At 72.8% G+C, this 13828-nt stretch carries 14 protein-coding genes; 4 read left to right on the plus strand and 10 right to left on the minus strand.

What is annotated here, in order from left to right:
• Nucleotides 1-203: thiamine pyrophosphate-dependent enzyme (locus VGP36_24070; protein ID HEV7657790.1), on the minus strand; the 203-nt coding region annotated here is incomplete at its 3' end.
• A gap of 6 nt (nucleotides 204-209) precedes the next feature.
• Here VGP36_24070 and VGP36_24075 point away from each other — a divergent pair.
• The gene (locus VGP36_24075) at nucleotides 210-1160 is read left to right on the plus strand and encodes a glutathione-independent formaldehyde dehydrogenase (protein HEV7657791.1); all 951 of its coding nucleotides are present in this window, start codon (nucleotides 210-212) and stop codon (nucleotides 1158-1160) included.
• Nucleotides 1161-1187: 27 nt separating this feature from the next.
• On the opposite strand, the gene VGP36_24080 is transcribed toward VGP36_24075, so the two are convergent.
• Genes VGP36_24080 through VGP36_24090 form a run of 3 tightly spaced genes read right to left on the minus strand, consistent with a single transcriptional unit; the run spans nucleotide 1188 to nucleotide 3802 of the window.
• Nucleotides 1188-1949: an FAD:protein FMN transferase gene (locus tag VGP36_24080; protein ID HEV7657792.1), complete on the minus strand. Its 762-nt coding sequence runs from the start codon at nucleotides 1947-1949 to the stop codon at nucleotides 1188-1190.
• On the minus strand, nucleotides 1946-2404 hold the full coding sequence (locus VGP36_24085; protein HEV7657793.1) for an FMN-binding protein: 459 nt from the start codon (nucleotides 2402-2404) through the stop codon (nucleotides 1946-1948). The genes VGP36_24080 and VGP36_24085 overlap by 4 nt, the downstream gene beginning before the upstream one ends.
• Before the next feature lie 18 nt (nucleotides 2405-2422).
• On the minus strand, nucleotides 2423-3802 hold the full coding sequence (locus VGP36_24090; GenBank protein HEV7657794.1) for a ferredoxin reductase family protein: 1380 nt from the start codon (nucleotides 3800-3802) through the stop codon (nucleotides 2423-2425).
• A gap of 172 nt (nucleotides 3803-3974) precedes the next feature.
• Between VGP36_24090 and VGP36_24095 the strand changes: the two genes are divergently transcribed.
• Nucleotides 3975-5396 carry a carboxylesterase family protein gene (locus VGP36_24095; protein HEV7657795.1) on the plus strand — a complete coding sequence of 474 codons (1422 nt, stop codon included), beginning with the start codon at nucleotides 3975-3977 and terminating at the stop codon, nucleotides 5394-5396.
• Between the two features lie 159 nt (nucleotides 5397-5555).
• Here VGP36_24095 and VGP36_24100 read toward each other — a convergent pair whose 3' ends face one another.
• The 3 genes from VGP36_24100 to VGP36_24110 form a co-directional block, all read right to left on the minus strand.
• Nucleotides 5556-6392, minus strand: a complete 837-nt coding sequence (locus VGP36_24100) for an SDR family oxidoreductase (GenBank protein HEV7657796.1) — start codon at nucleotides 6390-6392, stop codon at nucleotides 5556-5558.
• 115 nt (nucleotides 6393-6507) lie between these two features.
• Nucleotides 6508-6882, minus strand: coding sequence for a DUF2255 family protein (locus tag VGP36_24105; protein HEV7657797.1), 375 nt, complete (start codon nucleotides 6880-6882; stop codon nucleotides 6508-6510).
• Nucleotides 6879-7916 carry a zinc-dependent alcohol dehydrogenase family protein gene (locus VGP36_24110; GenBank protein ID HEV7657798.1) on the minus strand — a complete coding sequence of 346 codons (1038 nt, stop codon included), beginning with the start codon at nucleotides 7914-7916 and terminating at the stop codon, nucleotides 6879-6881. Before VGP36_24110 ends, VGP36_24105 begins: the two co-directional genes overlap by 4 nt.
• Nucleotides 7917-8018: 102 nt before the next feature.
• Here VGP36_24110 and VGP36_24115 point away from each other — a divergent pair, with 102 nt between their 5' ends.
• A complete protein-coding gene (locus VGP36_24115; protein ID HEV7657799.1) occupies nucleotides 8019-8909 on the plus strand; it encodes a helix-turn-helix transcriptional regulator in 891 nt (296 codons plus the stop codon).
• Nucleotides 8910-9148: 239 nt separating this feature from the next.
• Nucleotides 9149-9781, plus strand: a complete 633-nt coding sequence (locus VGP36_24120) for a VTT domain-containing protein (GenBank protein HEV7657800.1) — start codon at nucleotides 9149-9151, stop codon at nucleotides 9779-9781.
• A gap of 156 nt (nucleotides 9782-9937) precedes the next feature.
• Here VGP36_24120 and VGP36_24125 read toward each other — a convergent pair whose 3' ends face one another.
• The 3 genes from VGP36_24125 to VGP36_24135 are packed head-to-tail and all read right to left on the minus strand — an operon-like array spanning nucleotide 9938 to nucleotide 13750.
• Complete coding sequence (locus VGP36_24125; protein HEV7657801.1) at nucleotides 9938-10612, minus strand: response regulator transcription factor; 675 nt, start codon at nucleotides 10610-10612, stop codon at nucleotides 9938-9940.
• Between the two features lie 26 nt (nucleotides 10613-10638).
• Nucleotides 10639-12810 carry an ABC transporter ATP-binding protein gene (locus tag VGP36_24130; protein HEV7657802.1) on the minus strand — a complete coding sequence of 724 codons (2172 nt, stop codon included), beginning with the start codon at nucleotides 12808-12810 and terminating at the stop codon, nucleotides 10639-10641.
• A 4-nt stretch (nucleotides 12811-12814) separates the two neighbouring features.
• On the minus strand, nucleotides 12815-13750 hold the full coding sequence (locus VGP36_24135; GenBank protein HEV7657803.1) for an ABC transporter permease: 936 nt from the start codon (nucleotides 13748-13750) through the stop codon (nucleotides 12815-12817).
• Between the last annotated feature and the right edge of the window lie 78 nt (nucleotides 13751-13828).

Here is a 13828-nt window from a genome sequence, read left to right on the forward strand (position 1 = left end):
GCCATGAGCATCGCGAAACCGCCGTCCCCGACGAACGCGATCACCTGCCGGCCCGGGTACGCATGCTGGATGCCGATCGCGTACGGCATACCGGGCGCCATCGAGGCCAGGTTGCCGGACAGGTAGAACTCCCGTCCGCCGCGGATCCAGCGGATCTGGTCGAGGGCCGTACGGACGTCGAGGAGGGCAAGGTCCTCGGCCACGAGAACATGGGCGAGGTCATCGAGGTCGGCGCCGGCGTCGACCGGGTCAAGGTCGGCGACCGGGTCGTGCTGCCGTTCAACATCGGCTGCGGCTTCTGCAGGAACTGCGAGTCCGGGCTGACCGGCTTCTGCCTGACGACGAACCCCGGCAGTGCCGGCGCGGCCTACGGCTACGCCGACATGGGCCCGTACAGCGGCGGTCAGGCCGAGCTGCTGCGGGTCCCGTACGCGGACTGGAACGCCCTCGTGCTCCCGCAGGACGCCCAGGAGCGGGAGAAGGACTACGTGATGCTGTCGGACATCCTGCCGACCGGCTACCACGGAACCGAACTCGCGCAGGTCGGCATCGGCGACTCGGTGGTCGTCTGGGGCGCCGGACCGGTCGGCCTGATGGCCGCGATGTCGGCCCGGCTCCGCGGCGCCGACCAGGTCCTCGTCGTCGACCGGCAGCCCGACCGGCTGAAGCTGGTCGAGGCCGTCGACGCGACGCCCATCGACGACAGCGCCGGCGACGCCGTCCAGCAGGTCCTGGACGCCACCCGCGGCGAGGGCGCCGACCGTGGCGTCGAGGCCGTCGGCTACCAGGCCCACGACCACGAGGGCGCGGAGAAGCCCGGCCTCACGATCAACAACCTGGTCGCGGCGGTCCGGCCGACCGGGCGCATCGGCGTGGTCGGGGTGTTCGTCCCCGAGGACCCGTCCGCGGCCGACGACCTCGCCAAGGAAGGCAAGTTCGCCTTCGACTTCGGCACGTTCTTCTTCAAGGGTCAGTCGATGGGCACGGGCCAGGCCAACGTCAAGCAGTACAACCGGCCGCTGCGCAACCTGATCCACCGCGACAAGCTGAACCCGGGGCTGATCGTGTCCCACGAGCTGAACCTCGACGACGCCGCCGAGGGCTACCGCAACTTCGACGACCGTCTCGACGGCTGGACCAAGGTCCTCCTGCACCCCTAGACCGTCCACACCCGACAGACGGCGCCCTCACGGTCGATCGGTGCAGTCCGCGCTCCGGAGCGTCCGCCCGGCGGTGTCCACCAGCAGCGCGGCGTAGCCGGGGCGGGTGGCGATCCAGTCGAGGGCGGTGGGTCCCATCACGAAGGCGGCGGTGGCGTACGCGTCGGCCCGGGTCAGCGACGGACCGACGACCGTCGCGCTGGCGAGGTGGGTGATCGGCCGGCCGGTGAACGGGTCGAGCAGATGGGCACCGCGCTCGGAGGTCCCGGAGGTCGCGACGGCGAGATCGGTGCCGGTGACCGTGGTGACGACCCGGCCGGGCCGCACGGGGTCGGCGATGCCGACCGTCCACTCGCGACCCCGTTCGGGCCGGCCGGCGAGCTGGATGTCGCCGCCGCCGTTGACCGCGTGGTCGGCCGAGCCGTGCATGCGCAGCAGCCGGCTCGCCCGCTCGACGGCCCAGCCCTTGACCAGTCCGGTCGGGTCGATCCGGCCGTCGAGCAGGGCGGAGAAGTACCCGCCGGTCTCGAGCTGGGCGTCGGCGCACAGGTCGAGTACCTCCGCCACGGCCGGGTCGGCGTCGGCCGCCCGGATCTCCCGCCGCCGCAGTCGGCTGATGTCGCTGTCCCGGTCGTACGTGCTGAAGACGCGGTCGACGTGGTGCAGCCAGCTGACGACGGCCGCGATCGCCGCGGTCCAGTCGCCCGGGCCGCGTACGTCGATGGTGAACACCGTGCCCATGCAGTGCTCGACGTGCCGGGTCCGCTCGGTGGCGGTCGCGGTCGTCACAGCCCCGCCTGGTCGAGCGCGCCCTGCAGGGACTGGATGTAGCCCTGGCTGGTGTACGTCGCCCCGGAGACCATGTCGATCGAGGTGCTCCTCGCCGCCGTCGCCTCCTGGTTCAGCACCGGGATCGCGTACGAGTTGATCTGCTGGTCGCGCGGGTCGTTCTGCGGGTAGTCGACCGCCTGCACGGCGGTGACCGTCCCGTCGGTCACCGTGATCTGGACCTGCACCGGACCGAACCGGGTGTCGGCCGCCGTCCCGGTGTAGGTCCCCGATCCGGAGGCGGACCCGGAACCGGAGGTCGACGGGGATGCCGACGGATCCGAGGCGGACCCGGTGGGCGACGGCGTGCTCAGCGCGGCCGGCGGCGTGGTCACCGCCGCCGGGTGGGTCTTGAACGACAGCAGCAGCACCAGACCGGTCACGGTGCCGGACAGGGCGAACAGTGCGCGGCGCATGGCGGGTCTCCCGGGGGCCTAGAACTCGAAGGTCTCGGAGTGGATCTGCCGGCGGGGCACGCCGGCCGTACGCAGCGCGGCGCCGACCGCGGCCGTCATCCCGCCGGGCCCGCACACGTAGACGTCGTGTGCGCGCAGATCGGTGATGTTGGCGGTCAGGACGGCCGCGGAGAGCGGGTCGTAGCCGAGGTCGTGGCGGTGCCCGGTCAGGATGTGCACGGTGGCGCCGCGGATCAGGGCCAGCTGCTCGAGCTCGGACCGGAACACCACGTCCTGCTCCCGGCCGACCCGGTAGAGCAGGGTGATGTCGCCGGGCAGCGTCTGCAGCAGCGCCCGCAGCGGGGTGATCCCGATGCCCCCCGCGATGAGCAGCACCTGCCGGCGGGTACGCCGGGCCGCGGTCATCGCCCCGTACGGTCCCTCGGCGACGACCCGGGTTCCGGGCGGAAGCGCGGCGAGCGCCCGGCTGTGGCCGCCGAGGTCCTTGACCGTGACCCGCATCCGGCCGGGCTGGACCGCCGCCGACAGCGAGTACGGGTTGGCGGCCCACCACAGGTCCCGGGTGAGGACCCGGAGCCGGAAGAACTGGCCCGCCTCCGCGCGGAGCTCGTCCAGGTGCCGGCCGGCCATGCTCACGGACACCACGCCGGGCCCTTCCGGGACCACCGTCTCGACCCGCAGCCGGTGCCGGACCGCCTGCCGGACCGGCGTCACGAACCGGTACCAGGCGATCGCCGCCGCCACCGACACGTACAGCGCGGACCAGGCCACCCGGGCGGCCCGGTCGGTCATGAACTCCGCGCCCGTCGCGAACTGGTGGCTGAACGCCAGCGCCACCGCGAGGTAGGTGTAGAAGTGCAGGTAGTACCAGGTCTCGTAGCGCATCCGCCGGCGCGCGGCCCGGGCCGAGACCGCGCCGACGCCGACCAGCAGCAGCCCCGCGACCGTGGCCATGAGCACGTCCGGGTAGCTGGTCAGCAGCGTGCCGGTCTGGCTCACCACGTCGGTGTGCGCGGTGACCGCGTACCCCCAGATGATCAGCAGGCCGTGCGCGGCGACGAGGCTCACGACGTACCGGCCGCCCATCGAGTGCCAGCGGGCCAGCTTGTCCGCGCCGACACCGCGCTCCAGCGGCGGTATCCGGGCCATCAGCGCGACCAGCACGACCACGCCGTAGCCGGCCAGCAGGCCGGTGATCCGGCCGGCGTTGGTCAGCCAGTCGCCGAACCCGCTCACCGACGGGGTGTCCGCCCACCAGAGCCCGATCGTCGCGACGGCACCGGCGAGGATCGCCGCCAGCACCGCACCCGGGTGCGCGTCGACCGGGGCCACCGGCGCCGCCCGCTGCGGTACGGACGAGGGCTGCGTGGCCGTCCGGCCGTCGGCGAGCGCGGTCATCCGCGGGCGCACCGTGTCGTCATGACACCGTTGTCCGGTACGGACCTGTGCCTTTCCTCTGAACGAGCCAGACGTCCGCTATGAGGCGGCCCGAGCACCGGTCTCGGCCCAGGAGCCCGGCTGCCGCGTTCGCGTCCTGGCGTCGTCGGGCTCGGCGCGATTCGATGGGTCCGTGCAGACCGCCGTGACCCGAGAGCTGCCCGGCGGCGTCGTCCGCGGCGTCGAGATCGAGGGCGGCATCGCCTGGCGAGGACTGCCGTACGCGGCCGCCCCGGCCGGTCCGTTGCGCTACCGCCCGCCGGAGCCGGCGCCGCCCTGGACGGGGATCCGGGACGCGAGCGCGTACGGCGCGAAGGCCATGCAGGTGCCGGCCGCGGGCGCGTCCGAGGACTGCCTGTTCCTCAACGTCGCCGCGCCGCTGTCGCCCGGACCCGGCGGCGCGCCCGTCCTCGTCTGCCTGCACGGCGGCGGTTTCGTGTCCGGGTCGGGTCCGGAGTACGTCGGTGACGGGGCGGCGTTCGTCCGGCAGGGCATCGTCGTGGTGAGCCTGAACTACCGGCTCGGGCCGCTCGGGTTCCTCGACCTCTCCGACCGGCTCGGACCCGCGTACGAGCGGTCGGCGAACCTCGGGATCCTCGACCAGCTGGCCGCGCTGCGCTGGGTCCGGGACACGATCTCCGTGTTCGGCGGCGACCCCGGCCGGGTCACGGTGGGCGGCGTGTCCGCCGGGGCCAAGAGCGTCGCGACGCTGCTCGCGTCCCCGCTGTCGGCGGGGTTGTTCGGGCGGGTGATCTCCGAGAGCGGCGGCGGCGACCACGTCGCCCGGCCCGGGTCCTCGCTCGCCGGCCGGCTGCTCGACGTCCTCGGCACGACCGCGGACGGCCTGCTGACGGTGCCGGCCGAGCAGATCGTCGAGGCGGCGGGGACGTTCGCCGGACTGTTCGAGAACACCTGGATCTGGCGGCCGACGCTGGATCCGGTGGTGCTGCCGAGGCTGCCGGTCGACGCCGTCGCGGCCGGGGCCGGCGCCGGGATCGGCATGCTCATCGGCAGCAACGCGCACGAGGCGGCCGCGTTCCGGCTGCTGCACCCGGACCTGGTCGGCCGCGCTCCCCTGGTTCTCGGCCGTGCGCTCGGGGAGTCGCGGGCTCAGGCGCTGATCGCCGACTACGCATCGCGGCGGCCCGCCGCCCCGGCGGCCGACGTGTACGAGGCTCTGATGACCGACGAGCGGTACGGCATCCCCTCGACCCGGCTCGCCGACGCGCAGTCCGCCCACGCGCCGACGTACCGGTTCTACGCCGACCTGCCCGTGCCGGGGCTGCCGCCCGAGGCCCGGGGTGCGCACGGGAGCGAGGTGCCGTACGTCTTCGGCCTGCTGCCGGCGGAAACTCCGCTGTCGCAGGCGATGCAGCGCCACTGGGCGTCGTTCGTCCGCGACGGTGCACCCGGCGCCGACTGGCCCCGCTACTCCCCCGCCGACCGTGCCACGATGGTCTTCGCCGACGACGCCGCCGTGGTGCACGATCCGGCGGGCGCGGATCGCCGGGCGTGGGACGGCCTCACCTGGCCGTCCGGCACCTGGCTCCCCTAGCCCCTCGGTGTCGTCCACGAACGACTTCCCGACACTCCAGGGAGGCACCCACATGCTGCTCATCTGGACCCGCGTCGGCGACAACCGCCGCGTCCGCAGCTGACGCCCTCGGTCCCGGCGGTCGCCGACTCCGGGCGCAGGGGGCGCCCGGTGCTCGGGTCACTCCGGGTAGTCGGTGGAAGCGGCCAGTTCGATTTGAGTCTCGAAGTCGGCGATGCGCTTGCGGAGGACGGTGAGCGTGCTGTCAAGGGCCTGGGAGCCGAGGACCATGCGCAGGGGAGCCGGCTCGATCGCCACGCTGTCGATGATGCGTGCCGCCATGCGGACCGGGTCGCCCGGCGCGGGAGGGCCGTGCGGGTCGAGCATCTCCTGGAAGGCGTGGGCCGGGTTGCCGTCGTATTCGGGCATCAGATCAGCGATCTGCGCGCTGCCGTGGCGGAACTCGGTGCGAGCGCCGCCGGGCTCGACGATCGTCACGCCGATGCCGAATGGCGCGACCTCCTGAGCCACCGACTCGCAGAAGCCTTCGATACCCCACTTCGTGGCGTGGTAGAGGGAGTTGCCGGGGAAGGCGACCTGCCCGCCGTAGGTGGACAGCTGGATGACCCGCCCGCCGCCCTGGGCGCGCAGGTGCGGCAGGACCGCCCGGATCAGGGTGATGGAACCGGTGAGGTTGGTGGCGATGATGTGGTCGACCTGAGCGTCGGACAGCTCCTCGGCCGCGCCGAACAGGCCGTAGCCGGCGTTGCTGACCACGACGTCGATCCGGCCGAGCCGGTCGCACGAGCGATCGACGAGCGCGCGGATCGCGGCGGTGTCGGTCACGTCGAGCACCTCGGCGTGAAACGTGCCGGGGTGCTTCTCGGCCAGGTCGGCGACCGGGTCAGGACGGCGGACGGTGCCGACGACGGTGTCGCCGCGGTCGAGCAGCTGCGCGGTCAGTTCGCGGCCGAAGCCGCTGCTGACCCCGGTGATGAGCCAGGTCCGGGATGGCATGGAGGTTCCGTTCTGGGCGGGCGCGACCTCGTCGAGGACGCGGAGGGCGTTGCGGGTGCGGGGATAGCCGACGATCTTCTCGCGTGCCGGAGGTCGAACACCGTGACCATGCCGACTACGGATGGACGAGGCGGATGGTGACGGGATGGGCGTCCGGGCCGGTGACGTGTCCGACGGGTCCGGGCCCGAAGCGGTCGTACTTCGCGTGGTACGTCCGGTCGATCGCGCCGTGGACGCCGGGGTCGGCATCGGCGAAAGCGACGTCCTGCTCGATGCCGCCGGCGCGGAGCCGGCCGGCACCGGTGGCGAGCGCGCGCCGGTACCACGGCCGGTCCGGGCCACCGGCGGAACGGACGTACAGGTCCTCGCCGACGCGGACGACCCACATCGTCGTGTACGGCCGCAGCTCACCATCGGGACGGCGGGAGGCGAGGTCGAGTTCGACCGCGCCACCGATCCGGCGCAGCTCGTCGTCCGTCCAGGCGGTCATACCGAGCCCACCCGGACCACCGACTTGATCGCGCGCCGCTCGTCCATCGCGGCGTACGCGTCCGCGACGTGGTCGAGGTCGGTCTCGTAGTCGAAGACCCGGCCGGGGTCGATGGTCCCGGCGAGAACATCGTCGAGCAGTCCAGGGATGTAGATCCGGGCCGGCGCCGGGCCGCCGCGCCAGCCGACGTTGCGGAAGAAGGTCTGGGCGAACGGCACTTCGCCGTGCGGTACGCCGACGATCCCGAGGGTGGAACCCGGCCGGGCCACCGCGAACGCGGTCGCGATCGACTGCTCCGTCCCGACACACTCCAGAGCCGCGTCGACACCCACGCCGCCGGTCAAGGACAGGACAGCTTCGGTGGCCTCGTCCCCGCGGCCTTCGACGACGTCGGTCGCGCCGAACTCGCGCGCCAGCTGCTGGCGCTGCGGGTGGCGGCTGAGCGCGATGAGCCGCTCGGCGCCGAGCCGGTGCGCGGCGAGCACGGCCGACAGGCCGACAGCGCCGTCGCCGACCACAGCGACCGTGTCGCCCTTGCTGACGCCGGCACTGACGGCGGCGTGGTGGCCGGTCGACATGACGTCGGACAGCGCGAGCAGCGACCGCAGAGTCTCCTGCGAATGTCCGGAACCAGGGACCGGAACGAGGGTGCTGCCGGCCAGCGGGACGCGAACGGCCTCGCCCTGACCGCCGTCGATTGTGCCGTTGCCGAAGTTCCCGCCCTGCACGCAGCTGATCGTCGACCCGTTCCGGCAGTGCGGGCAGGACATGTCGCTGTAGATGAACGGTGCGACGACCAGGTCTCCGGGCGCGACGGTGGTGACGTCGGCGCCGGTCTCCTCGACGACGCCGATGAACTCGTGCCCGATCGACCCGACGGCGTGCGGGCTCGTCCCGCGGTAGTACCACAAGTCGGACCCGCACACGCAGGCCAGGACCACGCGCACGATCGCATCGGTCGTCGCCTCGATGACCGGATCCGGGCGTTCGCCGACCTCGATGGCGCCGGGCCCGCGGAAGATGGCAGCTCTCATGTCCCTGAGGAAACTCCGAAACGGCCCGGTCTGGGAGTGCCTGTCGTCCCAGGTACTGGCAGCCCCTCCCGTGCCGCCTGCCCGGGCCGTAGCGTTGATCCCGTGGACAACCGGACCGAGGTACGCGAGTTCCTCTCCAGCCGCCGCGCGCGGCTGAAGCCGGAGGACACCGGTCTCCCGGCGTACGGCGGCAATCGGCGCGTCCCCGGCCTCCGCCGGGAGGAGGTCGCGCTGCTCGCCGGACTGAGCTCGGACTACTACGTCCAGCTCGAACGCGGACGCCTCCAGGGCGTCTCCGAGAGCGTGCTCAACGCCGTGGCCAACGCGTTACAGCTCGACGACGCCGAACGGACGCACCTGTTCGACCTGGCGCGGGTGGCGAACGCCTCCGGCGGCAAGCCGCGCCGGCCGTCGCCCCAGCATGTCCGTCCCGGCCTGCAACGAGTGCTCGACGCGATCACGGACGCGCCCGCCTGGATCCGCAACGGGCGATCCGACGTCCTGGCCACCAACCAGCTCGGGCACGCCCTGTACGCCCCGGTCCTCGACGACCCGGTCCGCCCGGCCAACACCGCCCGGTTCACCTTTCTCAACCCGGGCGGCCCGGAGTTCTACCGGGACTGGGAGACGACCGCGAAGGACATGGTCGCCGTACTGCGGGCCGAGGCCGGCCGGAACCCGTACGACCGGGGGCTGACCGATCTCGTCGGCGAGTTGTCCACCCGCAGCGAGACCTTCCGCACCCTGTGGGCCAGCCACGACGTGCTCTTCCACCGGACCGGCCGCAAGCGGCTGCACCACCCCGTCGTCGGCGACCTCGACCTCACCTACGAGGCGTTCGATCTGTCCGCCGATCCCGGCCTACGGCTGCTGGTCTACACCGCCGAGCCCGCCACCCCCACCGCCGACGCACTCACCCTGCTCGCGAGTTGGGCCGCCACCCAGCACCAGTCCGAGCCGACGCGCGCAGTACGAACAGGCGACGAAGCCTGAGGAAGCCCTGAATCGCCAACGGCCGGACCCCGTGCGTCACCGAAGGCGTCTGCCGCACCCGGTCCCGCGGCCGGACGGTCCGCGGAAGTCGGTACCGGGCCGGCTGCGGAACGTCCTCCCCGATCTCCGGCGGGTACGTGCTCCGCCGCCGAGTTCAGTGAGGACCCGCGCTTTGCCGCCCTCTAACCCGCTCCGACCTAGCGTCGGCGGCGCCTCGTCCGTACCGCGAGAGGGAGCACGTGAGCGCAGCTCTGAACCTGCTCGACGCCCGGTCGCTGCTGAGCAGCTTCGGCACGATCGGGATCGCGATCGTCCTGTTCGCCGAGACCGGCCTGCTCGTCGGGCTGTTCCTGCCCGGCGACTCGCTGCTGTTCACCGCGGGCCTGTTCGCCGCCGCCGGCGCCGCCGCGCCGGTACACCTCTCGCTGCCGCTGGTCATCCTCGCCGCCGCGATCGGCGCCACCGCCGGAGCCGAGACCGGCTACGTGATCGGCCGCCGCTCCGGCCCGCTGCTGCTCGGCCGCCACGACCGGCCCCGCCTGCGCGCCGCCGCCGACCGGGCCGCCCAGTTCCTCGAGCGTTATGGCCACGCCCGCGCGATCGTACTGGCCCGCTTCGTCCCCCTCGTCCGTACGGTGCTGAACCCGCTGGCCGGCATCGTCGAGGTCCCGCACGCGGTCTTCACCCGCTGGCAGATCACCGGCGGTCTACTGTGGACGGTCCTGGTCACCGTCGCCGGATATGTGCTGGGAAAGTCGATCCCCGGCATCGACCGCTACCTCCTGCCGATCATCGCCGTGGTCGTACTGCTCTCACTCACCCCGATCGCATTGGAGGCACTGCGCAACCGCCGCGCCGCGGCGAGCCGATGAGCCGCCGGGCCCTGCTCGTCCTCACCGCCGCACTGGTCCTACTGGCCGGCTGCCGCGACGACGGCGGCGACGTCCGCTCCCGACCTCCGGCCGGCCTCGGCACCCACGCCCCAGCACCGTCCGGTGCCTGACCGGCGGCGAGCCGAGGCCGTCGCGTCAGGAGCCGGGGTCGAGCCGGTAGCCGGCGCCGCGGATGGTCTGGATGGTGTTGCGGGCGAACGGCCGGTCGATCTTGGCCCGGAGGTAGCGGACGTACACGTCGACCACGTTGGAACCACCGTCGTAGGCGTAGTCCCAGACGTGCTCGATCAGGTACGTCCGGGTCAGCGTCTCGCCGGCCCGGCGCATCAGCTCCTGCAGCAACGCGAACTCCTTCGCCGACAGCGCGATCGGCGTCGAACCGCGGCGGACCGACCGGTTCGCGGGATCCAGGACGAGGTCGCCGACCCGCAGCGCGGTGGGCCGTTCCACCGGGTCGCGGCGGGTCAGCGCGCGGACCCGGGCGAGCAGCTCCGGGAGGTCGAACGGCTTGGTGAGGTAGTCGTCCGCGCCCGCGTCCAGACCGTGGACCTTGTCCAGGATGCCGTCGCGGGCGGTGAGCATGAGTACCGGGACCCAGCGACCCGCGGTCCGGATCCGCCGGCAGACCTCGAACCCGTCCGGTGGCGGGATCATCGCGTCGAGCACCACGGCGTCGTAGTCGGTCTCGGTGATGCTCCAGACCGCATCGGCGCCGGAGCCGACCGCGTCGACGGCATACCCCTCACGGCGCAGGCCGCGGCTGAGCATCGTGGCCATGGCCGGATCGTCCTCGACGATGAGGAGCCTCACCCCGACCACACTACGAGCACGCCCGGTCACCGGCCCCGGTCGGCCGGCCGCGGGTCCGGCGCCGGCAGGTCGAGCGGGTGCGCGGCTCCCGGCCGGGCGGGCGCGCCGGTCACGGGGAGGAGCGGGAAGTGGCAGGCGACCAGGCGCCCGGGATCGGCGGCACCCGCGTGTTCCGGGACCGCCAGCGGCGGTTCGACCTGGGCGCAGAGGTCCTGCGCCCGCGGGCACCGGGTCCGGAACCGGCACCCGCTGGGCGGGTCGAACGCGGACGGCAGCTCCCCGGCGACGCCGCCGCGGGCCTTCGCGGCCTCGAGGACCGGATCGGCGACCGGGATCGCGTCGATCAGGCCCTTCGTGTACGGGTGCCAGGCGTCGGCGTACACGGCGGCGGACGGGCCGGTCTCGACGATCTTGCCGAGGTACATGACCGCGATCCGGTCGGTGAGGTAGCGGACGACCGCGAGGTCGTGGCTGATGAACAGGTAGCTGAGCTCGCGCTCGGCCTGCAGGTCCCGCATCAGATTGAGGATCTGCGCCTGCACCGAGACATCCAGCGCCGAGACCGGTTCGTCGGCCACGATCAGCCCGGGTTGCAGGGCGAGCGCCCGGGCCAGGCCGATGCGCTGCCGCTGCCCGCCGGAGAACTCGTGCGGGTACCGCTCGCCGGCCTGCCGCGGCAGTCCGACCGCGTCCAGCAGCTCGTCCACCCGGCGGTCCCGGTCCCGGCCGGTGCCCACGTGCTGGATCTCCAGCGGCTCGCGCAGGATCGACCGGACCCGCATCCGCGGGTCGAGGGACGCGTACGAGTCCTGGAACATGAGCTGGACGTTGCGGCGCTCCAGGCGCCGGGCCTCCCCCCGCAACCGGTCCACCCGGCGGCCGCGGAAGAGCACCTGGCCGCTGCTGGGCTCCTCCAGGCCGACGATGAGCCGCCCGAGGGTGGTCTTGCCGCAGCCGGACTCCCCCACCAGGCCGAGCGCCTGGCCCCGCTCCAGCCGGAGCGAGACGCCGGCCACCGCGCTGATCGCGCCGACCCGGCGTTGCACGATCAGGCCGCTGCGGACCGGGAAGTCCTTGACCAGGTCGGTCACCTCGAGCAGCGGGACCCCGTCGGCCGGGATGAGGGTGGTCGGAGCGACCCAGCCGGCCTCCCCGACGGGCGCTCGATCGGCCGGCCCGGCATCCTGGACCGGGTCGGCGGCGGGAGTGCCGGCCCAGACCGGGCGAGGGACGAAGCAGGCGAAGCGGTGGTCACCGAGCGAGGGGATCCCCGAATCACCGGTCAGTACGGGGATCTCGGCGTGGCAGCGCGCGACGGCGTGCCCGCACCGCGGCGCGAACCGGCAGCCGGGCGGCGGATCGGTGAGGTCGGGCGGCAGGCCGGGGATCGAGTAGAGCCGCCGGCCGGTGCCGGCGACCCGGTCCGGCAGGGCGGCGAGGAGGGCCTCGGTGTAGCGGTGGCGGGGGTGGGCGAACAGGTCGGCGGCGGAGGCGGTCTCGACGATGCGGCCGGCGTACATGACCGCGACGTCGTCGGTGTTGCCGGCGATCACGCCGAGGTCGTGGGTGACCAGGATGACCGCCATCCCGGTCTCCCGCCGGAGGTCGTCGATCAGGTCCAGGATCTGCTTCTGGATCGTGACGTCCAGTGCGGTGGTGGGTTCGTCGGCGATCAGCAGCTTCGGCTCGCAGATCAGCGCCATCGCGATCATCACGCGCTGCCGCTGGCCGCCGGAGAGCTGGTGCGGGTAGTCGTCGTACCGGCGGGCCGGGCTGGGGATGCCGACCCGGGCGAACATGTCGATGACGCGCTCGCGCGCCTGGGCCCGGTTCAGGCCACGGTGCAGCCGCAGCGGTTCCGCGACCTGGATGCCGATTGACTGGACGGGGTTCAGCGAGGTCGCCGGATCCTGGAAGATCATGCCGATCTCGTTGCCGCGGACCGCGCACAGCTCCTGTTCGGACAGCCCGACCAGGTCGTGCCCGGCGAAGGTGACCTGCCCGCCGACGATCCGGCCGCCCGGCGGCAGCAGCTGCTCGATGCTCATCGCGGTCATCGTCTTGCCGCAGCCGGACTCCCCGACGATGCCGAGGGTCTGTCCGGAGTGGACGGTCAACGACACCTGGTCGAGCGCGTGTACGGTCGTACGGCTGAGCTCGATGTCGGTGCTCAGGTCGCGGATCTCCAGCAGTGCCAAGGTTTCACCGCCTCCGGAGTCGGACCTCGACGGCGTCCCGCAGGCCGTCGCCGACGAAGTTGACCGCGACGACCACCACGATGATCGCGATGCCGGGCGGGTAGATCAGCCACCAGTAGTTCGGGAAGATGAAGTTGGTGCCGTTGCTGAGCATGCCGCCCCAGTCGGTGGCCGGCGGGGAGATGCCCAGCCCCAGGTAGCCGAGGTAGGCGATCAGCAGGATCGCGTCGGCGACCTGGAACGTCGCGTTCACGATCACCGTCCCGGCCACGTTCGGGACGATGTGCCGCAGCACCACCCGCGACGACGAGCCGCCCATCATCCGGACCGCCTGGACGTACTCGCGGACCCGCAGGGTCAAGGACTCGCCGCGGACCAGCCGGGCCGGGATCAGCCAGGCGGTCAGCCCGAGCACCACGATCATCACCGTCGTGCTGGGCCGGACGATCGTGACCAGGAACAGCAGCAGGAACAGGATCGGGATCGCCAGCAGCGCGTCGACGATCCGCATCATGATGCCGTCGACGACGCCCCCGAGGAAGCCGGACACGGCGCCCCACAACGTGCCGACCGCGGTGGCGATCGCGGCCGCCGCGAACCCGATCTCCAGCGACACCCGGCCGCCGACCATCAGCCGGCCCAGCTGGTCGTACCCGTTCTCGTCGGTGCCGAGCGGGTGCCCGGCCCCCGGGGGCAGCGACGCCTGCGCGAGGTTCACGTGCACCTGGTCGGTGGGGTGGATCACCGGCCCGAGGAAGCAGAACAGCACCAGCAGGAGCACGACGACGAGCCCGGCCACGGCGAGCCGGTTCTGGACGAACACCGCCGCCGCCAGCCGGAGCATGGACCGGGGCTTGCCGGCCGGCAGCCCCGCCACCGCCGGCGCCGGCTCGGCCGCGACCGCATGGAGCTCGATCGGCTCCACCGGGTTCACGCTCACGAGTACCTCACCCTCGGGTCGAGCAGCACGTATGAGATGTCGGCCAGCAGGTTGCCGAGCACCGTCGCCACCGCGGTC

This window comes from Mycobacteriales bacterium (genome assembly GCA_035995165.1).
Classification (GTDB): domain Bacteria; phylum Actinomycetota; class Actinomycetes; order Mycobacteriales; family CADCTP01; genus CADCTP01.